The sequence below is a fragment of the Chryseobacterium sp. Leaf394 genome (assembly GCF_001424105.1).
Lineage (GTDB): Bacteria > Bacteroidota > Bacteroidia > Flavobacteriales > Weeksellaceae > Chryseobacterium.
Genome location: NZ_LMQH01000011.1, coordinates 969,845 through 991,881, shown reverse-complemented (window position 1 = coordinate 991,881; position 22,037 = coordinate 969,845). Strand labels below are relative to the sequence as shown.

Annotated in this window: 24 protein-coding genes; 10 read left to right on the top strand and 14 right to left on the bottom strand. The window is 35.5% G+C overall.

All coding sequences use genetic code 11. The annotated features are described in order from the left end of the window. Positions 1 to 129: 129 nt before the first annotated feature. Complete coding sequence (locus ASG21_RS08980) at positions 130 to 1,479, bottom strand: sigma-54 dependent transcriptional regulator (protein WP_056078547.1); 1,350 nt, start codon at positions 1,477 to 1,479, stop codon at positions 130 to 132. A 541-nt stretch (positions 1,480 to 2,020) separates the two neighbouring features. Between ASG21_RS08980 and ASG21_RS08975 the strand changes: the two genes are divergently transcribed. After that, positions 2,021 to 2,605, top strand: coding sequence for a hypothetical protein (locus ASG21_RS08975; protein WP_185113722.1), 585 nt, complete (start codon positions 2,021 to 2,023; stop codon positions 2,603 to 2,605). Positions 2,606 to 2,684: 79 nt separating this feature from the next. After that, entirely contained in the window at positions 2,685 to 3,392 is a 708-nt protein-coding gene (locus ASG21_RS08970; protein WP_056078544.1) for an ATP-binding cassette domain-containing protein, read from the top strand. 95 nt (positions 3,393 to 3,487) lie between these two features. On the opposite strand, the gene ASG21_RS08965 is transcribed toward ASG21_RS08970, so the two are convergent. Beyond that, a complete protein-coding gene (locus tag ASG21_RS08965) occupies positions 3,488 to 5,572 on the bottom strand; it encodes a M13 family metallopeptidase (RefSeq protein WP_056078541.1) in 2,085 nt (694 codons plus the stop codon). Positions 5,573 to 5,701: 129 nt separating this feature from the next. Between ASG21_RS08965 and ASG21_RS08960 the strand changes: the two genes are divergently transcribed. Next, positions 5,702 to 6,079 carry a VOC family protein gene (locus tag ASG21_RS08960; protein ID WP_056078538.1) on the top strand — a complete coding sequence of 126 codons (378 nt, stop codon included), beginning with the start codon at positions 5,702 to 5,704 and terminating at the stop codon, positions 6,077 to 6,079. Positions 6,080 to 6,082: 3 nt separating this feature from the next. Here the strand turns inward: ASG21_RS08960 and ASG21_RS08955 are convergent, their stop codons facing one another. The 4 genes from ASG21_RS08955 to ASG21_RS08940 all read right to left on the bottom strand — a co-directional run bounded on the left by ASG21_RS08955 (position 6,083) and on the right by ASG21_RS08940 (position 8,661). Beyond that, complete coding sequence (locus ASG21_RS08955; protein WP_128414262.1) at positions 6,083 to 6,469, bottom strand: hypothetical protein; 387 nt, start codon at positions 6,467 to 6,469, stop codon at positions 6,083 to 6,085. Positions 6,470 to 6,542: 73 nt separating this feature from the next. Beyond that, the gene (locus tag ASG21_RS08950; protein WP_056078532.1) at positions 6,543 to 6,926 is read right to left on the bottom strand and encodes a DUF1634 domain-containing protein; all 384 of its coding nucleotides are present in this window, start codon (positions 6,924 to 6,926) and stop codon (positions 6,543 to 6,545) included. Further along, the gene (locus ASG21_RS08945; RefSeq protein ID WP_056031008.1) at positions 6,923 to 7,753 is read right to left on the bottom strand and encodes a sulfite exporter TauE/SafE family protein; all 831 of its coding nucleotides are present in this window, start codon (positions 7,751 to 7,753) and stop codon (positions 6,923 to 6,925) included. Before ASG21_RS08945 ends, ASG21_RS08950 begins: the two co-directional genes overlap by 4 nt. Before the next feature lie 170 nt (positions 7,754 to 7,923). Next, entirely contained in the window at positions 7,924 to 8,661 is a 738-nt protein-coding gene (locus ASG21_RS08940; RefSeq protein WP_056078529.1) for a hypothetical protein, read from the bottom strand. Between the two features lie 224 nt (positions 8,662 to 8,885). On the opposite strand from ASG21_RS08940, the gene ASG21_RS08935 reads away from it, so the two are divergent. Together ASG21_RS08935 and ASG21_RS08930 are read left to right on the top strand one after the other, a co-directional pair. Next, positions 8,886 to 9,437 carry a DUF1543 domain-containing protein gene (locus ASG21_RS08935; RefSeq protein WP_056078526.1) on the top strand — a complete coding sequence of 184 codons (552 nt, stop codon included), beginning with the start codon at positions 8,886 to 8,888 and terminating at the stop codon, positions 9,435 to 9,437. A gap of 94 nt (positions 9,438 to 9,531) precedes the next feature. Continuing rightward, on the top strand, positions 9,532 to 10,641 hold the full coding sequence (locus ASG21_RS08930) for a 5-(carboxyamino)imidazole ribonucleotide synthase (RefSeq protein WP_056078523.1): 1,110 nt from the start codon (positions 9,532 to 9,534) through the stop codon (positions 10,639 to 10,641). 45 nt (positions 10,642 to 10,686) lie between these two features. Here ASG21_RS08930 and ASG21_RS08925 read toward each other — a convergent pair whose 3' ends face one another. Genes ASG21_RS08925 through ASG21_RS08915 form a run of 3 tightly spaced genes read right to left on the bottom strand, consistent with a single transcriptional unit; the run spans position 10,687 to position 12,049 of the window. Further along, complete coding sequence (locus ASG21_RS08925; RefSeq protein WP_056078520.1) at positions 10,687 to 10,869, bottom strand: hypothetical protein; 183 nt, start codon at positions 10,867 to 10,869, stop codon at positions 10,687 to 10,689. Between the two features lie 5 nt (positions 10,870 to 10,874). Continuing rightward, a complete protein-coding gene (locus ASG21_RS08920; RefSeq protein ID WP_056078519.1) occupies positions 10,875 to 11,234 on the bottom strand; it encodes a hypothetical protein in 360 nt (119 codons plus the stop codon). Beyond that, complete coding sequence (locus ASG21_RS08915; RefSeq protein WP_056078516.1) at positions 11,234 to 12,049, bottom strand: hypothetical protein; 816 nt, start codon at positions 12,047 to 12,049, stop codon at positions 11,234 to 11,236. Before ASG21_RS08915 ends, ASG21_RS08920 begins: the two co-directional genes overlap by 1 nt. A 122-nt stretch (positions 12,050 to 12,171) precedes the next feature. On the opposite strand from ASG21_RS08915, the gene ASG21_RS08910 reads away from it, so the two are divergent. Further along, a complete protein-coding gene (locus tag ASG21_RS08910) occupies positions 12,172 to 12,714 on the top strand; it encodes a lipocalin family protein (RefSeq protein ID WP_056078513.1) in 543 nt (180 codons plus the stop codon). 256 nt (positions 12,715 to 12,970) lie between these two features. On the opposite strand, the gene ASG21_RS08905 is transcribed toward ASG21_RS08910, so the two are convergent. The 3 genes from ASG21_RS08905 to ASG21_RS08895 all read right to left on the bottom strand — a co-directional run bounded on the left by ASG21_RS08905 (position 12,971) and on the right by ASG21_RS08895 (position 16,712). Beyond that, positions 12,971 to 14,164 carry a VWA domain-containing protein gene (locus ASG21_RS08905; protein WP_056078511.1) on the bottom strand — a complete coding sequence of 398 codons (1,194 nt, stop codon included), beginning with the start codon at positions 14,162 to 14,164 and terminating at the stop codon, positions 12,971 to 12,973. 137 nt (positions 14,165 to 14,301) lie between these two features. Beyond that, entirely contained in the window at positions 14,302 to 15,897 is a 1,596-nt protein-coding gene (locus tag ASG21_RS08900; protein WP_082482406.1) for a DUF4139 domain-containing protein, read from the bottom strand. A gap of 140 nt (positions 15,898 to 16,037) precedes the next feature. Further along, positions 16,038 to 16,712 (bottom strand): SIMPL domain-containing protein, encoded by a 675-nt coding sequence (locus tag ASG21_RS08895; RefSeq protein WP_056078504.1) that lies wholly within the window; start codon positions 16,710 to 16,712, stop codon positions 16,038 to 16,040. 180 nt (positions 16,713 to 16,892) lie between these two features. On the opposite strand from ASG21_RS08895, the gene ASG21_RS08890 reads away from it, so the two are divergent. Together ASG21_RS08890 and ASG21_RS08885 are read left to right on the top strand one after the other, a co-directional pair. Further along, the gene (locus tag ASG21_RS08890) at positions 16,893 to 17,111 is read left to right on the top strand and encodes a hypothetical protein (RefSeq protein ID WP_056078501.1); all 219 of its coding nucleotides are present in this window, start codon (positions 16,893 to 16,895) and stop codon (positions 17,109 to 17,111) included. Further along, positions 17,101 to 17,397, top strand: coding sequence for a type II toxin-antitoxin system RelE/ParE family toxin (locus ASG21_RS08885; protein WP_056078497.1), 297 nt, complete (start codon positions 17,101 to 17,103; stop codon positions 17,395 to 17,397). Before ASG21_RS08890 ends, ASG21_RS08885 begins: the two co-directional genes overlap by 11 nt. A gap of 36 nt (positions 17,398 to 17,433) precedes the next feature. Here the strand turns inward: ASG21_RS08885 and ASG21_RS08880 are convergent, their stop codons facing one another. After that, complete coding sequence (locus ASG21_RS08880) at positions 17,434 to 18,381, bottom strand: SIMPL domain-containing protein (RefSeq protein ID WP_056078494.1); 948 nt, start codon at positions 18,379 to 18,381, stop codon at positions 17,434 to 17,436. Positions 18,382 to 18,732: 351 nt separating this feature from the next. On the opposite strand from ASG21_RS08880, the gene ASG21_RS08875 reads away from it, so the two are divergent. Then, positions 18,733 to 20,517, top strand: coding sequence for a histidine kinase (locus ASG21_RS08875; RefSeq protein WP_082482405.1), 1,785 nt, complete (start codon positions 18,733 to 18,735; stop codon positions 20,515 to 20,517). Between the two features lie 43 nt (positions 20,518 to 20,560). Next, positions 20,561 to 21,295, top strand: coding sequence for a LytTR family DNA-binding domain-containing protein (locus ASG21_RS08870; RefSeq protein WP_056078491.1), 735 nt, complete (start codon positions 20,561 to 20,563; stop codon positions 21,293 to 21,295). 173 nt (positions 21,296 to 21,468) lie between these two features. Here ASG21_RS08870 and ASG21_RS08865 read toward each other — a convergent pair whose 3' ends face one another. Further along, positions 21,469 to 21,945: a hypothetical protein gene (locus ASG21_RS08865; protein ID WP_056078489.1), complete on the bottom strand. Its 477-nt coding sequence runs from the start codon at positions 21,943 to 21,945 to the stop codon at positions 21,469 to 21,471. Positions 21,946 to 22,037 lie beyond the last annotated feature (92 nt).

Here is a 22,037-nt window from a genome sequence, read left to right as displayed (position 1 = left end):
ATTTGTTCCCCAGAATGAAAATAGAATACAAATAATTGAAATACAACGACTTAAATAAATTTTAAAACATTTCAAAACACAAAAAACCCTATCAAAATGATAGGGTCTTTATCAGAATGAAAATATTTTTTATGAAATTTTGTACTCTTCCACCTTTCTGTATAACGTCGCAATGCCGATTTCGAGCAACCTGGCAGCTTCGGCTTTATTGCCTTTGGTATGATTAAGAACTTTTTGAATCTGCATTTTCTCAGCACTCGCCATAGAAAAAGCGGACATTATTTTGGTCTGAGAAGAATTTTGGTCATTGCTGATTGAAATATCCAAAGGCAGACTTTCGACATCCAGCTCCGAAGAATCTGTGAGAATCACGCTGCGTTCGATCACATTTCGAAGTTCACGGATATTGCCTTTCCAGGGATGATTTTTTAATGCCTGTAAATAATCCTGTGAGGCGGAAGATATATTTTTGCCAGTCTTAAGTGAAAAACTTTTAAGGAAAAACTGAACCAGCAGTTCAATATCAGCTACTCTTTCTCTTAAAGAAGGTAGTTTAATCTGAAAAATATTGATTCTGTAATAAAGGTCTTCACGGAAATTTCCATTTGCAATTTCAGTTTCCAGATCTCTGTTTGTTGCCGCTACAATTCTGACATCTGTTTTAATCGGTTTACTGTCGCCTACTTTTAGAAATTCACCAGATTCTAAAACACGCAACAGTTTTGCCTGCAAATCCAGTGGCATCTCACCGATTTCATCTAAGAAAACTGTTCCCTGATTGGCTTCTTCAAAAATACCTTTACTGTCTTTAAGAGCACCTGTAAAAGCGCCAGCTTTATGACCAAACAGTTCATTCTCCAGCAAATCTTTTCCGAAAGCCGAGCAATTAATGGCAATGAAATTATTTTTATTCCTCTTGCTTGCGTGATGAATCGCCTGCGCAAAAACCTCTTTACCGGTACCCGTTTCACCAGTAAGAAGAACTGTAGCATCAGTATTAGCGACTTTTCTGGCAGAATCTACGACACCTGTAATAGTTGATGATTTTCCGATAATGCTGTCAAAAGACTGTTTTCTGTTGAGCTGCTTTTCCAGATGGAGAACGCGCTTGTTCAACGCTACCTTTTCAGAAGCTTTATAAATGAGTGGTAGAATTCGGGTATTGTCGTCACCTTTTGTAATGTAGTCAAACGCACCGTTTTTAATCGCCAGAACGCCGTCCGGAATATTGCCGAACGCGGTGAGGAGAATCACTTCCACCACCGGGAATTTCTCCTTTATGATTTTAGAAAACTCCACTCCGTTTCCGTCGGGGAGCTTCACATCGCAGATCACAATATCGATTTCTGAGGTTTCAAGCTTTTTTAATCCGCTCTTCAGGTTGCTTGCTTCGAAGACTTCAAAACCTTCAAGACTGATAATTCTGGAGAGAAGCGATCTTATTTTTGCTTCGTCGTCGATGATTAAAATGGTGTTCAATGCTGTAAATCTTAGCGTACAAAATTAACAATTATTGAATGGTTTTTTTAAATAAAATCACATTTCCGATTATCATATAAACTGAAGCCTTATGAAGTTAGTCTGGTAAAGTTTGAAAAATAAAATTTTACACAGTTCATCAGTTATCTAATTAAAAGTAAATCATCTCTGTACATTTTTTCGGCTGCGTAAAACAAAAAATATCACTATAATTAGAAATATTTCTTTTTTTAACGAAAACTGGCTTAAAGATTGTTCATAATACTTTGAAAAATTTTGCTGGAAATACTTCCCTTGAATTTATTTGAATTAAATTTAATACTATTTTAATCATAATCATTTTTTTACTTTAAATATTTAAAAATGAGATCGAAAGAAATGAAAGTAATTCTACAGTAATCCAATACTTCAATAAATATCATGTTTGGTTTAAAATCTTGTTGAAAAAAAAATATTACTTTTGCCGGAGAAAAAAAATTGTCATTTTTGTTATTATCGCTAATTTAGCGTTACTATACCAAAAAATATTAAAAGAAGAAGCATGAAAAAAATATTTTTACTATTCGCCACAGTGATTGGTTTTACTGCATTTTCACAGATCAAAGTTCTCAAAAATGAGACTTTGGTAGAGATCGGAAAAGATAACTCTGTGGGACTTTACAAAAAAGATAACAGATATACTTTCAACTATCAGGATATCAACAATTCAAATCTCAATACATTCAGATCATTCTCTTTTATTGACATGAATGGCGATGTAATGGGACTTTACAAAATGATTTCAGACGGATTCATCGACGAGCCTTCGGGAAATATCTCTCTCGAACTTCCGAATGACATTATAGAGCTTCATTTTGAGAAAAACTACGGTCAGCCAACCATGCAGTTTATTCAGTACATCAACAAAAATAAAAAGTACGTTGGGAAATCACAGTTTTTAAACAAAAAACAACTGGACAAGGTTTTTGGAGTTGGAACACCAAAGGCAGCACTTTACAACAAGCCTGTGAAACAGCAGACTGCGGTGAACAGCCAACCAACAACGCCAGTACAGCAGACTTACACACAACCCAATGCTACGCCAGCAGCACAGCCTGTAAAAAAATCTTCGAAAAAAAGAAGATAAGCACAGACTTCAACAATATTGAAACTCATTCTTTACGGATGAGTTTTTTGTTTTATTTTTGTAAAATATCAAAATCAGCATGTCATTAATCATAAATAATTTAACCAAAACTTTCGGAACTCAGATCGCACTGAATGACGTAAATATATCAACAGAAAAAAACGAGATCATCGGCCTTCTGGGACCCAACGGAGCAGGTAAATCTACGTTAATGAAATCTATCGTTGGTGCATTAAAAATAGAAAAAGGCGAAATCTCTTTAGACGGAAAAAATATTGTTGAAAACGAAATTGAAACCAAAAAGAAAATTGGTTTTTTACCCGAAAACAATCCGCTTTATTTGGAAATGTTTGTAAAAGAATACCTGCAGTTTGTTGCCAACATTCATAAAATTCCGATGTCGAGAGTGGATGAAGTGATCGAAACTGTTGGTTTGACACCAGAAAAATCAAAGAAAATCAGCCAGCTTTCAAAAGGTTACAAACAGAGAGTCGGGCTTGCGCAGGCGATCATTCATCAGCCGGAACTTTTAATTTTAGATGAACCGACCAATGGTTTAGACCCGAATCAAATTCTTGAAATCAGAAGCGTGATTAAAGAAATCGGAAACAAAAAAACCGTTATTCTTTCAACGCACATTATGCAGGAAGTTGAGGCGCTTTGCAGCAGAGTCATTTTAATTCATAAAGGAAATATTCTGCAGGACTGTGCTATTGAAGATTTCAAAGGGAAATTCAACAGTTTGGAAGAAGCGTTTACGGCCTACACAACACAGGAAACAGTTTAAGATTATTAGATTTAATTTTAAAATCTGAAAAATCTGAAAAATCAGCGAGATACAATCAAAAAAAGACCTGCAAAAATTTTGCAGGTCTTTATATTTTACCAGATCATTATTCTTTCTGATGGTGCTTTGTACATTTTGTCACCTTCCTTTATGTCAAACGCTTTGATAAATGAATCTTGATTCACCAAAGGCCCAAAAGCCCTGAAAACTCCCGGAGAATGCGGATCTGTTTTTACCTGATTGATCATGTACTGCTCGGTAGATTTCGTACGCCAAACGGTAGCCCAGCTTAGGAAAAACCTTTGATCCTGATTGTAACCACTGATCAGACCAGGATTTCCTTTGTCTTTGAGATACATTTGTAACGCCTCATAAGCCACCGAAACGCCGCCTAGATCGCCGATATTTTCACCGCTTGTAAATTTACCGTTGACGAAACTTCCTTTCACAGGTTCATAAGCATTATACTGAGCAGCCAGCTGAGCCACTTTTGCATCGAAGTTTTTACGGTCTTCGGCTGTCCACCAGTTATTTAAATTTCCGTCACCATCGAATCTTGAGCCACTGTCGTCGAAGCCATGGGAAATTTCATGACCGATTACGGCACCAATTCCACCAAAATTCACAGCTGCATCAGCTTTGGGATTGTAGAAAGGAGGTTGTAAGATGGCTGCAGGGAAAACAATTTCATTATTGGAACCGCTATAATAGGCATTCACGGTTTGTGGTGTCATCCCCCACTCCTTCCTGTCTACCGGTTTTCCAACTTTCTCCAGACTTTTCTCATATTGCCATGCCGAAACATTCTGAAGATTTGAATATAAAGAAGTTCCCTTTTCCACTTTCAGTTTGGAGTAATCTTTCCACTGATCGGGATAGGCAATTTTCACACTGAATTTAGAAAGCTTTTCATGGGCTTTTACCTTAGTTTCAGGAGACATCCAGTCGATTTCTGTAATGTGTTTATCGAAAGCTTTGATGATGTATTCGATATAGGTTTCCATCTGCTGTTTGGATTCCGGTGTGAATTGTTTTTCGACATACAGTTTGCCAAAAGCTTCACCCAGAATAGAATTCACCATTGCCAGACCTCTTTTGTTCATCGGACGCTGTTCTTTTTGCCCCTGCAGATATTTAGCATAAAAATCAAACCGTATTTTCTCCAGATTCTCATCAAGGTTGGATGCATTACCGTTGATAATATGGTATTTCAGATAATCTTTCAGCAAAGGAATATTTTTCTGAGTGAAAATCTGATCCATGTTCTGATAATACTTCAGTTCGCCAATGATGACGCGGTCAGTATTTACGCCTGCATCTTTGAGGTATTTAGGCAGATTTACATTTTTAACCAGGGAAGGCAACTCAGAAACTTTCTTCGGATTGTATCTCAGATTGGCATCACGGTTCTGCTCCAATGTCAAAAGGTCGTTTGCCATCTTTTTCTCAAAATCAACCACATTTTTAGCAACCACATCTGGGTTTTTATAGCCTAAGACCACAAAAAGCTGAGAAATATAATTCTGATATTCCGCCAGTGTTTTGGTGTTGGCTTCATTTACTTTCTGATAATAATCTCTTCCTAAACCAAGATCGGGACCACCCAAATAAACTGCATTCATCTTAGAATCCTTCAAATCTGCAGAAACTCTCCAGCCGTAAAAAGAATTGTCGCCCAGTTTTGTAGCTTCAAGCAAATATTTCTGAAGATCACTGACGTTTTTGATGGCATCAATTTTTGCAAGGTCTGCTTTGATAGGAGTTAAACCTTCCGCATTTCTTTTCGAAGTATCCATAAAACTCGCGTACAGATTCTGGATTTTCTGACCTTCAGAACCTTCGGGATATGTTTCACTTAAAATTCCGTTTAAAATATCCAGAGAAGCATCGTCTACATTCTCTCTTAAAGCATTGAACGAGCCCCAGCTGGCTTTATCAGAAGGAATCTGCGTTTCTTTCACCCAATTTCCGTTGACGTAAGTGAAAAAATCATCCTGAGGTCTTACAGATTTGTCCATGTAAGCGAGATTAAGGCCCTCCTCCTTCACTCCTACAAATACGGAATCACGCATTGCCGGAACAGGTTTTTCTGTATTTACAGCTACTTTTTTGTTGGTACCGCATGAGTTTAAATAAACAAGACCTGCAAATGCCAAAACTGCAATATTTATTTTTTTCATTAAAATTTTAATTTATGATTTTGAAAAACGTACCAAATATAACAATTTGATATTGAAAATTATTGTGTAAATCAATATTAATCACAGATAATCACCTAAAATTATCATTCAAAAATTTTATATTTGAAGATGAAAATACATCACATTGCCATCATCTGCTCAGATTATGAAGTCTCAAAAAACTTTTATACCGAAATTTTAGGTTTAAACATTCTCCGTGAAGTGTACCGTGAAGAAAGACAGTCCTACAAACTGGATCTAGGGATTGGAGATCATTATGTGATTGAGTTATTCTCATTTCCAAATCCTCCTGAACGACCTTCAAGACCGGAATCGTGTGGCTTAAGACACCTTGCTTTTTCTGTTGAAGATGTGAATGAAAAACGTAAAGAATTAATTCAGAAAGGTTTGAACTGCGAGGAAATCCGCATTGATGAATTTACCGGAAAAGAGTTTTTCTTTACGCAGGATCCTGATGGTTTGCCGCTGGAGTTTTATGAAGAATGAAAACTATATCTTAACTAATTTAATAATATGTAAGTTGTCTTTTCGTTTTTGAAGTTCTTTGACGATAAACTTGTCAGTTCTTTTTTGACTTTTAATCACAAGAACTAAATTTTCGGCTTCCACATATTCAATTTCATACCAATCGTCTTGTGTTGTAACTTTTGAGTAAGGTGGTTCTTTACAACTATAAGCTTCGTTTTTTATAAACTTATTCTTCTTGTAAAAAGTCCATTCATCATATCTACAACAATCTGCATATTTCTCAAACTTTGTTTCAAAGAGATTGATTGTATTACTACTAATATCTACACAGATCTTCCAAGAATTTTGACCTACAATAATTTTTGATTTTTTAGGTTGACTAATGCTATTCTTAAATATTTTCTCCATTTCTCTTTTAGTTTGAGCAGATATTATACTTGCTGTAAAAAGAAATATGAAGGAAACCGATTTATATAGAAATTTAATGCGCATAACCCGTAAAAAAGCTCACCGCCATAATCGCCAGCACGATTGAAGAAATAATCACATAAGTATAATCTTTTTCCTTTAAATATCCAATCAGAGCAAAGATAATTCTCATTAAAGGCGTGAAAATAAGCATTAGAATTCCCAATTGAATGATGGCCATTCCTTCACCTTTGCAAAGCGTTTCCCAAAAATGACTCCAGACTTTTTCCGAAGAGGTTCCCATGTCGAGAAGCTTGTATTTTCGGGGCATTTTAAAACCTTCCATGAATAGTTTAATAAAACCAATCAGGGAAGTGATAACCGATAAAATTACGCCTAAACGGAGGAGATTTCCAACGGAACGGTTCAGGTCTACATCAGTGAAATTCTTTCTCATGAGAAATTGTTTCTAATTCCGTTATACATCATATACACTGAAAGAATCGTAATCACGATGGCAAAAAATGTCTTCAGCTTTTTCGTTTTAGAAACCATTAAAGTTTTTGAACCGATGAAACTTCCAACCACAACGCCCACCAAAACCGGCGCAACAATTACAGGGATAATTTCGCCTCTCTGGAAATAAATTAATGAGCTCGCAACGGCAGTTACGCCAATCATAAAATTACTCGTCGTGGTAGAAACCTTGAACGGCAACCTCATCATATTATCCATTGCCAACACTTTCAATGCACCGGAACCGATTCCTAAAAGTCCGGACATCGCACCGGCAAACATCATCATAAAAAATCCGGGAACAGTGTTTCGCGCAGAGTAACTTTTCAGAACACCTTTATCCGGAAAAGTTCCGTAGAGCTTTAATTTGTCTTCTAAAGTTCCTTTAATACGCGGTTCCTGATGATCGGGTTTTCCTTTTAAATTTAAAACAACGGTAAGCAAAAGAATACTTGCGAAGATAATTCCGATGGTATTCGGATTCAGCATTCCTGAAACGAGGGCGCCGGCAATTGCTCCCGCAGTGGTGGCAATTTCCAGAAACATTCCTATTCTCATATTGGTAAAGCCTTCCTTCACAAAAGCGACTGCTGCTCCGGAAGAAGTTCCGATAACGGAAATCAGTGAAGCACCGATTGCGTAATGCATCGGAACGCCAAAACCCAGCGTCAGCAGAGGGATGATGATAACTCCTCCTCCCAAACCTGTAAGTGAACCTAAAAGACCTGCTGAGATAGCGCCAAGAAAAAGAATAATGATCTCCGACATGCTACAAATATAAAACCTTTGAGGTTTTCAGGCAAACATTCACTCAAGATTATTTTTTGTCATCTTTGATGAAGCGTGAAAGCTGGTATAAGCCGTTTTGATTTTGTTTAAATTTAAATTTTAACGGTTTAAAAGAATGAATTTTTCGCAAATGAATTATACAAAAATCCCTAAAAAACATAATACGTAAATCTTAAACTCGGGTAATAGATATTCCCCAAATATTTCAGCTGGTGCACATATTCTTTACCTTTATAACTCCATGTATATTGAAAATCAGATTCTTTGGTCTGAATTTTTTGAAACGGTACATTCATCGTTATTCCTAAGTCAAACTGATTCCTAAACCCAAAATTGAAACCAAATCCTATATTTGTACTGATCGTATAGCTTTTCTCACCAATATTGCTGTTGTAGGAACCTTCATAGTAAATGGTTTCGGTAAGAGCGTCCTGCGATTGGCCATTTCCCCTGTTGTAGCTCATTACATTGTTGTTATAATCGGCACCCACACTTCCTTCGACATAAATGAAGCTTTCCTTCCATGGAAATAATCTTCTGTATCCGACGTAAATTGAAATGCAGTCATATTTCTGTCCAAAAATTTCCTTATTTGTAAATGGAATTTCCGACTCAGTGAGGCTATACTCATATTCTATTTTCTTTCTTGTGATCAGAAGGTCCGCGAACAATTTATTTTTGTCGTCTAAATTCTTCACCAGTTTTCCTCCAAAATAAAACGAAAAAGGTTTGTTTGAACTGAACTGGGTTTTGTCAGTGGATAGATTATTTTTAAAAATGTTCATGCCTGAACCTACCGTAATTCCCAAAGAGTAATCAGATTGGGAATAGTATTTTTCCGAAAAAAGGAGCAGTGCTATTGCAGCAGTTTTTAATAGAAATTTCATGTGTTATTGAGAAGTTTTTCCTCTAACGCAAAAAGTGTATTTAAATTTTAAAATGTAAATCTTTTCGTTTCCAATCAAGTAAGCAACTGAATGCTATCAAAACAATCCTCTTTACAAAGATTTATGATTCTCAGATTTCATTATGGTAAAAGTGCTGCCGTTTTCATGCAAACATTCACTCAGGATTATTTTTTGCCGTATTTTTGCAAAAGTAAAATTCAAAAATGAAGTTATTCTATATCATTCTGGGAGCTACGCCCAAAGGCAGAAATATCGAACAGCACGATGTTTTTTTCGGAATTGCAGAAACTCTAAAAGATCTGGTGCCCGCTATAAAGGATTTCTGGCCTGAAGCTAAGGGAAAGATTCACATCGACGCTTATCAGGAAGTGAAGTTTGCCGATGGATACGAGATTTTGGTAGAGCCTAAAAACAGCTTTGAAAATGAGGAAAAACTGTTCTTCGTCAATATGGGAGGTTACAAGGCAGACCATTTCAAAGAATTCCACGAGCAACATCTGATGGTTGGAAAAACGCTGGGTGAAGTCGTGAAAAAATCAAAGGCGACAGAGTTTTATCAGACCATGGGATTCAAAGGTGCCGGAAGTCATATCGATGAAAAATTCGGGGTTGATATTGATGATATTTTCAGTGTGAATGAAATTTTACCTGAAGAAATGAAGCAGAATTATTCTCTGAAAATCAGAAAATCAGAGGCGGAAGATCAGCAGAATTATACTTTTCTGGGTTACCTTATGCTTGATAAAATCAAGTAAAAGCTGAAAATAAAGAATTGATTTTGGCTTAAATTATTTAAAAACTTTTAAGCAGTTCAATCAAATTAAATTTAAAAAAATAAATCAAATAAAAATGAAAATAGGAATTTTAGGAGGCGGACAGCTCGGGAGAATGCTGATTCAGGAAGCGCTGAAGTATGATGATGAATTTTACACTTTAGATCCGGCTGCTGATGCACCTTGTCACAATATTTCATATTTTACTCAGGGAAGTTTTAATGATTACGACACCGTTCTGGATTTTGGACGAGATAAAGATGTGGTGACGATTGAAATTGAACACGTGAATGCAGACGCTTTGGCTGAACTTGAAAATCAAGGGGTGAAGGTAGTTCCGAATTCTGCAATTATTAAAACGATTCAACAGAAAATTCTTCAGAAGAAATTTTATGAAGAACACAATATTCCAAGTCCTGAATTTGAAATTATGGATGGAACGGAAGATGAAATTAAAATCGCACTGCCTTTCGTACAAAAGCTGAATACTGGCGGTTACGACGGAAAAGGTGTACAGGTCATCCGCACCAACGAAGACATGAAAAATCTCTGGACTCAGGATTCTGTATTGGAAAAACTGGTTGATATTGATAAGGAACTTTCTGTCATTGTAGCCAGAAACGAAAAGGGAGAAACACAGACTTTCCCAGTAACAGAAATGGTTGCCGACCCGAAATTAAATTTGCTTGACTTTAATATCTGTCCGGTTTTCTTAAGCGAAGAAATTGAAAATCAAATAGATTCCATCGCCGAGAAATTTTTAAATGCTGTAAATTCCCCGGGATTGTTTGCAATCGAATTGTTTTTAGATAAAGAAGGGAAAGTTTGGGTGAACGAAACTGCTCCGAGACTGCACAATTCAGGTCATCAAAGCCAGGAAGGTAATTCCAATTCGCAGTTTGAGCAAATGTACCGTGTGGTGAAAAATTTACCATTAGCTGATACCGACGCCATTATTTACAGCGGCATGCTGAATTTGGTTGGTGCTGAAGGCTTTTCAGGAAAAGTAATTTATGAAGGCATGGAAGAAGTTTTAAAACTTCCTGAAACCTACGTTCACCTTTACGGAAAAACAGAAACCAAACCCGGCAGAAAGATGGGACACATCAATGTTTTGGCAGACTCACGCGAGGAACTGATGGAGAAGTTGGTGGAAGTAAAAGCCATGGTGAGAGTGATTGCTTAAGATCTTTAAAATATATTAAGAAAGACTGCCGGAAAGCAGTCTTTTTTAGTTTTCAAAGAAAAAACTTGCTACAAAAAAACATCCACCAATCAGCATAAGAAGTAAGCCGACTATTAATGCTAATGTATTCAAATTTGGCCCTGGTAAAATTGTCCAGGCCAGACCATTTAAAATAAATCCTAAGATAAAACTAACAATTGATATACTAAATCCTTTTACTTTACTCATTTCTCTTAATCATTAATTTTAGGAAAATCTATCGTCCATTTTTTCTCGTTTGAATTCCACATCAGATAAGGGCCGTCAAAACCTTCAATGTACGTTAATTCATAAACACCTTTATTATCAGATGTATAATCAAGATAAGGGATAACCTTTTCAAATTTAAAACCTAACTTTTCAAGTGTTTTCCAGTCTCCATTTTCAGGAAGTTTTCCGTTGGTCTTCTTGTAATTTTCAATATTCTGAATTATTTTATTTCCAGATTCTATATCAGATTTTCTTGTGATTTCTATGGGAAGATTCCAGTAAATTGTGATGGATAGAACGATAAAAATGATTACTGAAGCTACAATGATAAGAAGTTTTTTCATTATTTGATGTCTTTCGCTTTTATAAGGCTGTCTTTTTTGTAATTATAAATCATATATGCTCCCAAAGCCGTCGAATAAACTGAAAATTCTTCGAGATTTGTAAAAGGTGCGTAAAGCCTGAAAGTACATATATCTGTAGCCGAAATAAATGGGCTGGTTCTTAAATGACTGTGTGAAGACATGGTAACCGTTCCGTCCTTCGGCATTAAAGTCATGATTGGAATCAGTCTTGAGTGAAATTTTTTGTTTGAAATAATCTTTCCCTCTTTATCAGTGATGAACAAATAATCATTCCCGAAAGGGATAATATTGGATTCCGACGTTCCGGCAATTAGATAAGTCTTAAACTTCTCTCCAAAAGGAATTATGATAATATTCAGGTTGAAACCTTCGGGAACTGCAACTTCATATTTTGGGTCTGAAAGTTGGCTAATTACCTTTTCACGGACGTCTTTTAAGGCTGTTTCAAAAGAATTCAGATTTCGTTCAGAAAAATTTTCAATCACAGGTTTTTTACCATTGCTTTTAAATGAATATTCTGCAATGACTTTGTTTTTCCTCTTATTCAGAATTGCTGTCTTCACCGTATCATTTGTTTTATAGGTCAGATAACCTCCAAAATCTGCATTGATTTTATTGTTTTCTCTCGCAAGATCCGTAGAATGCCACGACGAGTTTTCGAGTGAGAACAGCAAATTACCTTCTGCTTTGATTGAATCGAGCTTCTGTCTTATTTGAGATTCTGTAAACGTAACTTCCTGAGCTGTAAATAATGATGACATCAGAATGAACGTCAACGCAACAATCTGTTTCATGGTTTTTAATGTTTTATGATTTTAAAAATAAAAAAAATATCTGAAAACACGGGGAAAGTCTTTTAAAATTTCCAAGGCATTATTTTTGAATTTAATAAAAATCAACTCACAAAATATTCTTTATGAAAACCTATCAAAAAATATTATTGCCAGTGGCAGCTGGAGTTTTGGGACTTTTAATTTTAAATTCATGCTCCGTGGGAATTCCTGAAAATGCAGTAGCCGTGCAGAATTTTAATGCCGACAAATACCTCGGAAAATGGTATGAAATTGCAAGATTCGATTATAAATTTGAGAAGGATATGGACAATGTCACGGCAACCTATTCTTTAAATGATAAAGGAAATATTAAAGTTCAAAACCGTGGCTATAATTATGTAAAAAAAGAATGGAAGGAGTCTGTAGGTGAAGCAAGATTCGTCAACTCACCGAACGAAGCCCGACTGAAAGTTTCTTTTTTCAAGCCGATCTGGGCGGGTTATAATGTCATCGATATTGATGAAAATTACCAATATGCCTTGGTTGTCGGTCACAATTTAAAATACATCTGGATTCTTTCCAGAACAACCGAAATTCCTGAAAGCATCAGACTCCGTTTCCTCGAAAAAGCTCAGAAACTGGGTTATAATACGGATAATCTGATTTGGGTAAAACATAATCAGTAAATCTCACGCTGATTTTGCTGATTGGCCGGATTTTATAATTGTTACTTAAATATCAATAAAAAATTCATTAGTAAACAAAACGTTTGGGGCGGCATCGATGTGCAGCCCCAAACCCAATAAACAATACTAACACTCACCTGTCTATTTTAATATCTTCCAATCATTTTGCGAAAACTGCTTTTGAGACCAGCTCCGCAACAATTACAATTCAATTTATGAAGTTTTTATTTTTAAATCTCAAACTTCAAATTTCAAGTTAAAAACTATACCCATTCTTCTTCGCCAGTTCAACAATCGATTTCTCAATCGCTTTTCCCAAATCATCGCCTTCGGCATTTCCGCGTTTTTTCATTTCAGATTCAATGAAGCTTTGTCTCTGTTTGGCCAAAACTTCAATTTCTTTCTGAATTTTATCCCGGTCTGCAGATTTCTGAGCCACAATTTTATTGATTTCCGCTTTGCTTTTTCCTTTCAGTTCAGAAGGCAATTCTTCTTCTCTGATGGATGAAATGTAGCTTTTGTCTTTTTCAACTTTATCTACCAAGTCCCAGTGATCGTTTTTGTACGCATTTTTCTTCGACTTACTTACGGCCCGTTCCACAGCATTTGATGCCGACTGCATTTCGGCGTTGGAATCCTGAGTGGTCTGTTTCATTTTCATCTCGCTTCCTCTACGGCCGTAAGAAATGTAGGTGTCATTTAACTGCGAATTGTACTGAGCAATTTTCACATCGTAAGGAGTTTCAATGTAAATCACTTTTTGGTCGCTGTCGATGTTAAAAAAATTTCCGTCGCCAAGACTCGCTCCGTTTTGCCAGAATGTCTGAATTCCCTCATCACGGCTTCCGCAGAAAATCGTGTTGGTGTAAATATTTTTTTTCTTCGCTCCTGAAATGGTTTCTTTATAACTGATTTTTCCCTGATCAAAAGGTTCGTTTCCGGCAATGTAGATCAGTTTCATACTCTTCTCATTTCCGTCCCAACTCAGATTGCTTGCGGCGTCCCGAATGACTGCACCGCAATATTCATTTCCGCCATTGGTTCTCAAAGCAAACAGTTTTTCTGAAACCAAATCCAGATCCTGAGTGAGCGATGTGACCTGTCGGATGTAATTTTCATCTTTCAACCCGTCATTACCGTATTCATAAAGGGCAATTTCTACTTGCGGCGCCTGTCCGTTGTACTTCAAAGTGGTCAGCGTATTCACAATATTCCAAAGTCTGGATTTTGCCTGATCAATGAGTCCATCCATACTGTTTGACGTGTCCAAAAGCAATGCAACCTGAATTTTATTGTCCTTTGAAACGGTAATTTGCGGTTTTGGAGAAATATTACTTTCCACCACTTCTCTGTCATTGGATTTGCTGCTGCAACGGATGTCTGACATTTTTCCTGCGCTTAAAAAAGCAACTGCACCGGTTGTTAATGCTAAAAATTTTAAAGTGTTCATATCGTATGTTTTTAATGATTTTATTTAATCTTATATTATTTTTTTGATAGGACTTCATCCTATCCTATATTAAATCGTCCCTTCGGGACTTTATCGTGTTTGATTTAATTTTAAATATTAAACCTTGAATTTGAATCTTATCGACTGTAATACTGAATCTGCATTTCTTTCGGATATTTTACTTCGTAAGAGAAATTGATTTTATCTGAAGCTCCGCTCGAAATGTTTCTGTTCCAAAGAATACTGCCGGTTTTGTCATCCAGAATTCCGTTTCCTATTTCTAAAGATTTGACCGTAATTTTTGAATTCTCACTTAAAGGAAGCTGGTCCAGAATTTCCAGTTCGATATTTTCTTTGGTGTTGTTTCTCACCGTTATTTGATAAGATTCAGTTTCCCATTTGTTTGAGTTAAGCGTTTTCTGTGATGTCTTATCTTCAAGTTTAATTCTTTTCACCACAATTCTTTCATCAACGCCGAGCGAAATTGGGAATTCTTCTTTCACATAATTGCTTGTGATATTTGTTTTTCCGATGTAATTATCTTCAAAATAAATGTTTCCTTCGCCTGAAATCAGATTTAAATTCTGCCAGTCTTTCACAAAAGCCATCAGGAAAACCTGATTGTTCAGCTTCGGAACCGTGTGATATTTATAGGTTGCATCCACATCTTTTTTATCCAGAATCACATACTGCTCTTTCTCCTGACTGACGATGGTTTGGTTAAATTTCAGTTCATACAAAACATTCATCTGGCTGTCTGAAACCGTTGCCACCGGAATCTGGCTTGGAGCCGCAACTTCCTCACGCATCTGGTAAGAATTAACAGCTGACATTTCAGCTTTTTTCATGTAGCCCATTTTCGCATCATCGTAACTGTGAGCTATATATTCGGCAACATAAAGTGGAGACAAAATCGGTCGGTTCTGATTGTAAGAAGGTCTGTAAGTCGAAACGAAAAGTTTCACATTATTCCAGTCCTGTCCGGTTTTCTGATAAATTTTTCCTTTGTACACAATTTCCAGCGGTTTTTTGGTCGATAATGCTCTCAAATCATAAGATGGAACCCAACCCGCATTGGAAACGATGTAGCTCACGCCTAAATTCAGATTCATCTCATTTTCAGCGAGAATTTCAAGCAAAAGTTCTTTTTTGTTCTGATTTTTGTGTGTCTGCTCCTCAGAAAACTGCTTATTGATTTTGGCAATACTTTCATCCAAAACAGATTTCTGTTCATTCAAAAGAAAAACCTGATTGTCGATTTCCAGCATTCTTTTTCTGTAAAATTCCGTCAGTTTGATCATCTGTTCCTGCGGAGTCGATTTATCGTTGGTAGATACTTTAAGATTGTCATTGATGATATTCTGTTCGCCCGTCAGATTTTTAATTTTAATATTCAGTAAGTTGACCTCTCTCTGAAATTTTTTCTTTTCATCATTCAGTTTTTTTTCGCTTTCAGACATCTCATCATTTTTCAGATAATTGCTTTGTGGAGTGATGGATAAAAGTGTTGTGTTTTTTTCAAGATTGATTTTGTAGGTGTTTTCATCCAGATCGTTTGGAAGATTGATGATTTTTACCACGTTTCTCCCCTTTTGAAGACTGACGTTGGTGCTTCCGAAAACTTTTGCTCCCTGCAAAAATACAGTGGCTTGTTTTATATCGATTTCCTTTTTAATTTCCTGAGATTTAAATAAAGAAAACGTGAACATTAGTATTAAAATCGATTGTCGCATTGTTTATTATTTTAAAGTTCTACAGTAAAATTACTTTGATTTTAAACCGGAAATTTGATGACTTGGTAAACTAAGGTTTTCACTTGGTGGAAGTTTTCAGCTTAAAAAAAGACAGCCATTTCTGACTGTCATTTCACACACTAAAGAATTTCATATCTTGTTTTGATGCTGAATTTGAGCTTGATATTTTCGATGTTGTCAAAAGAATAATCCAGACTTTGGTCGGCTGCTTCCAGCTGTACGTTTGCCATTTTGCTTCGGTAAGCAACAGGCATTACGGAATCGCTCATGTAATCTTCAATTTCAGTGATTTCCAGAGGAGTTCCGGTCTTTTTACCGATGCTTTCCAAAAGATAATCTGCTTTTTCTTTTGCCGCTTTTAATGCATTGATCTTTACGGTTTTTCTGAACTCTGCAATTTTTGTGTTTTTAATTTCTGCAATATTCAGATTGCTGACCCATTTCTGGTTCAAATCTTCAAAAAGCTTACTCACATTGGTTTTCGCATTGATTTTAAACTGAAAACTCTTCGTAAACTTCGTAGTTTTTGAGTATAAATTCTGATACATCGATTTGAATTTGATATCTTCATTTTTTACTCCATCGTTTTTAAGGATTTCAAACAATAATTTTTCGTTATCAGCCAGTTGATTCTTGTTATCAGCTTTGATTCCGATGTTGAAGATGATTTCATCCGGTTCCACTTCCATTTCGGCAACTCCTGTTACCTCGATTGCATTTTTTTTAATTTCCTGCGCATTCACTAAACTTCCTGCTGCAAAAATTCCGACTAATAAAAGGTGTTTCAGTTTCATATGTTTCTGTTGTTTTAAATTTCTAAAGTAAAATTACTCTGATTTAAAACTGAAAATCTGCAGACTTGGTGAAATGGGGATTTGGCTTGGTAGACGTCTTCGGCTTTTACTTTAAATCTGTTTTAAATTTTATTTCTTAAATTTGTTTATATTCAACTCTAATAATTCAATTTGTGCATTATGACAACCTACAACGTTTCTATACCAGATGACAAAAACTCTTTCTTTCTGGAGTTTTTAGAACTAATTGGTGCGCAATACAAAAAGGAGAATGAAGATTCTTTTGAATTGTCAGACGAACAAAAAAAAATACTTGACAGCCAAGCCAATTTGAATATATCTGAATATCAGGACAATGATGAATTTTTAGATGAACTAAAAAAGGAATATGGGCTGTAAAGCAATAATATCTCCTGTTGCAAAATTTAATGTGAGAGAAGCTGTTGCCTATTACAAAAAAGTTGCTTCACTAAAAGTTGCTCAGAATTTTGTTAAAGATTATGAATTAACTTTGCAAACCATCCTGCGCAGTCCATTTTTTCAAATTTATTATAAAGACTTTAGAGGGTTGCCATTCAAAAAATATCCATATGTAATTTTCTATCAGATTGATGAAGAGCAAAAACTTATTTATGTGAAAGGTGTTTTCCATGGAAGGCAAAACACATCTAAACGACCTGTATAAAATATCTTTGAAGCTGGTGATTTATTTTAGACGTACTTACTTTCCAACATTCAAATCTCTCATCTCTCCATTTGGCGTGATCAGAATAAAAGATTTGCTGTTCTTGTTTTCAATCTTTTCCTCTTTAGTAATTGCTAATTTTACTTCGTACATTACCTGAATAACGGGTTCCATAATTGTAGGATTAATAACAAAATCAAATTCTTTGTCTAAAACCGGTTGATAATACAGGGTTGTTGATTTATTGGTCTGATTTACATTTGCCAGCTTTGTCAAGGCTAAGGAAGAACTGTTGTAAGCCTCATAGGATTTATACATTTCTGTCGGTAGTTTGGTTTGAAAGCCATCATTAATCGATTTTCTACTGTTGGCAAAAGTTTCTCCAAGTAAAGTTTCATAGTTTTTTACTTTTTCCTGTAGTGCAATTTTTGCTTTATTCATCAATTCTTTTTTAATGGTTTCGAGGCTGTTTGCAAAATAATCTACTCTTACAAGATCATAAATTTCATTTTTTGATAGAACTGTAATGAGTTCGTTCAGCTGAGAAGGATTTGAGAATTTAATGTGCAGATTTTTTTTAAGTTCAAAACCTGTAGGAACTTCATTGTACGTTTTTCTGCTGAAAATCTTTTTCTCAACCGCATACTGATAAACTGGAACAAAAGAAACCATATCAACATAAGTTTCAATTCCTTTATTACTACTGATCAGATCTAATGCGTTCTTTAGGCGTTTATCCATCAGCGAATTCACTTCATCCGATGTTTCTGCCACCTGTGTCAGGCTAAAAATTGCAACATACTTATCCGCTTTTACATTTGCCATTCCCTTGATACTTATAACTAAATTATTCTCTGAAGGAACATTGACGCTCATGTTGTTTTCCTGATAATGTACCTGATTTTGATAATTAATATTTCCCGAAACCTGTGCAAAACTAAATTGAAAAAATACAGCCGAAGCCAGGCATAAAATGTTTTTCATAATGATTAAGTTTAAGATTATACTGCAAACTTAATCGCCTCGGAGAAACCATTTAAAGCCAACTTGGTCAATTAGGGCTTTCGCTTGGTAGAATTAAAAAAGAGACAACTAAGAAGAATTTTCAGTTTAAATAAAATCAATTGTCAGAAACATTTTACTCATTGGTCAAATTTTCAACTATTACATTTGCTCAATCCTTAAAATCTTTGGGAAAACTACAATTAAAAATCACCATTCACAATTCTGTTTTTAATTAAAAGTTGTTGCTCATAAAATTTTCAACTTGGTAAAAACAGCTTTTCGCTTGGTGAATCGTTTTTGGCGAACTGAATATATGTATATCTTTGTTTTATGAAATTCTATTATTTCTTTTTCGCACTGGTCTTCACTTTTCTTGGGAATAAAATGTATTCTCAAAGCAATAAAGTAGTTGAAGAAGTGACCAGTGAAAGTAAAATTTTACGAAAAGCCGTCGACAAAAAAGATGAATCTGCAGAAGCTGAATCTTATTTTAAAATCGGTGAGTCTTATTTTAATGCATCCAATTTTTCTAAAAGTGAAGAATACTTTTTAAAATCTAAAAATATCTATGAAAAGCTGAATGACAAACAGAATCTGGAAAAGGTCACAAGAAAACTGGCACAGTCTCAGGAAAGTCAGAATAAACTGAAAGCGGCGGCAAAAAATTATGAAGTCGCTTCAAAAGTTGGTTATTCTAGGTCGAAAAAGGTACAGAATTCCAATGATGCCTCAAGGCTAAATTCCAATTCACCGGTTGTGAGGATGGAAGCCATTCAAAACAACATTCAGAACAGCGAAAAGGAAAATAATAAGGAAGATCTTGCGGCCGGATATTCTCAAATGGCCGAGGCCAATCTTGAGGTAAAAAATATTCCCAAAGCAGAAGAAAACCTCACCACGGCATACAAAATTTCAAAAGATGAATCTCCACAGCAGGCTTTGGCGATCAACCAAAAACTGACCGATCTATATGTTGTTAATAAAGATTTTGACAAGGCGATTGAAGTTAAAAAGAAGGTTCTAAAGGAAGATTTTGTTAACGGAAATTCTCAGAAAAAAGTTGAACAGATTCAGGAACTTGCTGATATTTACATCAAAAAAAATGATCCTCAGGAAGCAATTTCTTTACTTAAAAATGCGTACGATATTGCTTTAAATAAAGGTCATACTTTGGAAGCTCAAAAAAGTGTGAAAAGACTCGACAGTTTATATGCAATCTCTGAAAACACCGATGCTTCCGTACAACTGTACAGAGATTTTCTTGGGAAATTACCAGATTTGGTTTCAAAAGACCGAAGTTTGGTCGACAATAAAATTCTTGAAGATACGGAACAGAGAATTTCACAGCTCGAACAGGAGAAGAAACTGAAAGATGAGCTCATCAGGAAGAAAAACCTTTTCAACTACAGCCTCATCGCTGCTTTGGTTATTTTAATAGGTTTAATAATATTTATTTTTAGAACCCTGAAAAAAGTTCAGATTAAAAACAAAAAAATCGCTTTGCAATCGCTTCGCCGTGAGATGAATCCGCATTTTATTTTCAACAGCTTAAACTCTGTGAATCATTTTATTGCAACGAATAATGAACTCGAAGCCAATCAATATTTAACCAAATTCTCAAAGCTGATGCGGGGCGTAATGGAAAATTCAACAGATGATTTTATTCCGTTTCAGCAGGAATTAGATTTGCTCCAAAACTATTTAGCTTTAGAAAAAACACGTTTCTCAGATAAGTTTGATTATGAAATTGAGGTCGACGAAAATCTCAATACACAAAGTTTAAAAGTTCCCGGAATGCTGGTGCAGCCCTTCCTTGAAAACGCTGTCTGGCACGGTTTACGTTACCGCACTACAAAAGGATTTTTGAAATTAAAATTCGAAAAATCCGCCGAGAATCTAAAAATTACCATCGAAGACAACGGCATCGGCATTGAAGAAAGCAAAAAGCAAAAAACCGAACATCAGAAAACCCGAAAAGGCCGCGGCATGAAAAATACTTTGGAAAGAATTGCCTTACTGAATGACTTGTATAAACAAAATATTGAATGCAAAATCAAGGACAAACCAAATTCTCAGGGTGTTTGCGTAGAGATTTCTTTTAAACTGTCCAACTGACTTTAATTTTAAATATTGAATCTAAAATATTAAATTTTCCAGCATGAAAATAAAATCTGTTATCGTAGACGACGAAAAAATTGCAAGAGAAGTTCTCAGAAACTATCTTACCAAATACTGTCCTCAAATCAAGATTTTGGGCGAAGCGGAAAATATTAAAGAAGCTGTACCGTTGATTGCTGAAATGCAGCCACAACTGGTTTTTTTGGATGTGGAAATGCCTTTCGGGAACGCGTTTGATGTGTTGGAAGCGACCAAAGCATTTTCCTACGAAACTATTTTCATCACGGCATTTTCGCAGTATTCGCTTCAGGCTTTGAATAAATCTGCGAGTTATTATATTTTAAAACCCATCGATATTCAAGAACTGATTTTAGCTGTAAATAAAGTGGCTGAAAGTATTCAAAATAAAGAAGAACTCAACCGGAATAAAATTCTTTTAGAAAATTTAAAATTAAAACCTGAAAAACAACAGCTCATTCTCCCGACTTTACAGGGTTTTGACGTGGTAAAAACTGAAGATATCGTGAGACTTCAGGCAGACGGAAATTTCACACAGGTATATCTTACTGACGGCTCGAAGAAAATGGTCTGCCGTTTTTTGAAACACTTCGATGACTTGCTGGAAAATCCTTTTGTAAGAGTTCACCGTTCGCATATCATCAACACAGGATTTGTGAAATCTTACCACAAAAGCGGCACAGCAACATTGGCTGATCAAACTGAAATTGAAGTTTCCGGGAGTTTTAAAGAGCAGTTTCTAAAGGTTTTTTCGTAATTATTGACAAAAGTCAACTATTAAGAACATCTAAGGAGTTAAGTTTTATTAAGCATTAGCTTAAAGCGAAGCTCATCTTTATTATTCTAAACAACTAACAAATCTTAATGGTTTAAATCAGCTCTCAAACCTCACAGATTTTCGCCAACCTGTGAGGTTTTGTTCGCAAAATTTTAATTAAGATTTTTATATTCCTTCCACTCCTCAAAACGGTGATCAATTACCTGCTTCAGTACATCGTAATTTTCATAATTATCTTCGATGTGGTAAAAAGTTTCATATTCAAAATCACTTTCTTCTGCAATGCTGTCGAAAATATTGATGTAATCAGTCGCAAATGAACTGAATTTGTCAGCAAAATCCGTTTCATCAACGTAATAATCTTTTGCAAAAGCATTTCCGAAATCATTCAGATCAGATTCAGAAAATTTTCCGTCTAAAGCTTCCATTACAAATTCTGCTCCTGTGATATCACGTCTTTTAAGGCTTTCAATCTCATTTTCATGGTCTTCCTGAAGTTCGGCAGAATGCAGATTATGGCTAATGCACCAGTTGAGAAACATTCCTGTGTGTGTTGCTCCGTTTTTTCCGGGAATTTCTTCGGGAAAATCTCCGCCAGTATGCCACGAAGCATCATCGTATTTTGTCATAGTATAATTATAGTTGTCAACAGTAGAAATCAAAGATATAAAAAATCATTTTCTTTTGTTCGCTACCGAGATTTTCACGTCATTTGTAACGA

Coding starts and splice junctions, on each gene's coding strand:
- ASG21_RS08975 (WP_185113722.1), top strand. CDS start 2,021: ATGAAAAAAATATTTTTACTATTCGCCACAGTGATTGGTTTTACTGCA.
- ASG21_RS08970 (WP_056078544.1), top strand. CDS start 2,685: ATGTCATTAATCATAAATAATTTAACCAAAACTTTCGGAACTCAGATC.
- ASG21_RS08965 (WP_056078541.1), bottom strand. CDS start 5,572: ATGAAAAAAATAAATATTGCAGTTTTGGCATTTGCAGGTCTTGTTTAT.
- ASG21_RS08960 (WP_056078538.1), top strand. CDS start 5,702: ATGAAAATACATCACATTGCCATCATCTGCTCAGATTATGAAGTCTCA.
- ASG21_RS08955 (WP_128414262.1), bottom strand. CDS start 6,469: ATGGAGAAAATATTTAAGAATAGCATTAGTCAACCTAAAAAATCAAAA.
- ASG21_RS08950 (WP_056078532.1), bottom strand. CDS start 6,926: ATGAGAAAGAATTTCACTGATGTAGACCTGAACCGTTCCGTTGGAAAT.
- ASG21_RS08945 (WP_056031008.1), bottom strand. CDS start 7,753: ATGTCGGAGATCATTATTCTTTTTCTTGGCGCTATCTCAGCAGGTCTT.
- ASG21_RS08940 (WP_056078529.1), bottom strand. CDS start 8,661: ATGAAATTTCTATTAAAAACTGCTGCAATAGCACTGCTCCTTTTTTCG.
- ASG21_RS08935 (WP_056078526.1), top strand. CDS start 8,886: ATGAAGTTATTCTATATCATTCTGGGAGCTACGCCCAAAGGCAGAAAT.
- ASG21_RS08930 (WP_056078523.1), top strand. CDS start 9,532: ATGAAAATAGGAATTTTAGGAGGCGGACAGCTCGGGAGAATGCTGATT.
- ASG21_RS08925 (WP_056078520.1), bottom strand. CDS start 10,869: ATGAGTAAAGTAAAAGGATTTAGTATATCAATTGTTAGTTTTATCTTA.
- ASG21_RS08920 (WP_056078519.1), bottom strand. CDS start 11,234: ATGAAAAAACTTCTTATCATTGTAGCTTCAGTAATCATTTTTATCGTT.
- ASG21_RS08915 (WP_056078516.1), bottom strand. CDS start 12,049: ATGAAACAGATTGTTGCGTTGACGTTCATTCTGATGTCATCATTATTT.
- ASG21_RS08910 (WP_056078513.1), top strand. CDS start 12,172: ATGAAAACCTATCAAAAAATATTATTGCCAGTGGCAGCTGGAGTTTTG.
- ASG21_RS08905 (WP_056078511.1), bottom strand. CDS start 14,164: ATGAACACTTTAAAATTTTTAGCATTAACAACCGGTGCAGTTGCTTTT.
- ASG21_RS08900 (WP_082482406.1), bottom strand. CDS start 15,897: ATGCGACAATCGATTTTAATACTAATGTTCACGTTTTCTTTATTTAAA.
- ASG21_RS08895 (WP_056078504.1), bottom strand. CDS start 16,712: ATGAAACTGAAACACCTTTTATTAGTCGGAATTTTTGCAGCAGGAAGT.
- ASG21_RS08890 (WP_056078501.1), top strand. CDS start 16,893: ATGACAACCTACAACGTTTCTATACCAGATGACAAAAACTCTTTCTTT.
- ASG21_RS08885 (WP_056078497.1), top strand. CDS start 17,101: ATGGGCTGTAAAGCAATAATATCTCCTGTTGCAAAATTTAATGTGAGA.
- ASG21_RS08880 (WP_056078494.1), bottom strand. CDS start 18,381: ATGAAAAACATTTTATGCCTGGCTTCGGCTGTATTTTTTCAATTTAGT.
- ASG21_RS08875 (WP_082482405.1), top strand. CDS start 18,733: ATGAAATTCTATTATTTCTTTTTCGCACTGGTCTTCACTTTTCTTGGG.
- ASG21_RS08870 (WP_056078491.1), top strand. CDS start 20,561: ATGAAAATAAAATCTGTTATCGTAGACGACGAAAAAATTGCAAGAGAA.
- ASG21_RS08865 (WP_056078489.1), bottom strand. CDS start 21,945: ATGACAAAATACGATGATGCTTCGTGGCATACTGGCGGAGATTTTCCC.